This is a genomic window from Mycobacterium hippophais (assembly GCF_027529605.1).
GTDB classification, from domain to species: Bacteria; Actinomycetota; Actinomycetes; order Mycobacteriales; family Mycobacteriaceae; genus Mycobacterium; species Mycobacterium arseniciresistens.
Genome location: NZ_JAPZPY010000039.1, coordinates 1 through 518, shown reverse-complemented (window position 1 = coordinate 518; position 518 = coordinate 1). Strand labels below are relative to the sequence as shown.

Sequence of the window (518 nt, the reverse complement as noted above, 5' to 3'; positions counted from 1 at the left end):
GTCGCAGGCCTTCGCCGCCGCATCGGCCGGCTTGCCGCCCGCATAGATGTCCTGGAACATGGCGACCTGCGCATCGGCAAGCTCGAGATAGCGCGGCGAGAGCGGCCGTGCCTTGGCATTGTCGAGATGCGTCATGATCGTCTGCGGCTCCTGGCGGTTCTTCGCCAGGAAGGCTTCGGCAGCCTTCTTGTTGGCCGGGATGAGGTCGACGACGTCGCCGTTGACATCCTCGCGCACCATGAACTGGATGAATTTCCAGGCCGCGTCCTTGTGCGCGGAGGTTTCGAAGACGGCGAGGTTCCAGCCGCCGAAGGTGCCGACCGGGGTCTTGCCCTCGGGCGCCGTGCCGTTCACGAAGCCCCAGCTGAGGCTGCTCTTCTGCAGGGTCGGCTGCTCCAGCGCGGGCCAGAACTCGATGGCCAGCGAGCCGTTCAGGAACAATTCGCGCATGTCGCCCGACGAAGCGTTCAGGATGCCGCCGGGCGCGAACTTCGAAAGCTCCTGGAGATAGGCGAGCG

1 protein-coding gene is annotated in these 518 nt (G+C 65.6%); it reads right to left on the bottom strand.

Annotation, left to right across the window (positions count from 1 at the left end):
- On the bottom strand, positions 1–518 hold a 518-nt coding region (locus O6P37_RS28450; protein WP_269897222.1), incomplete at both ends, for an extracellular solute-binding protein.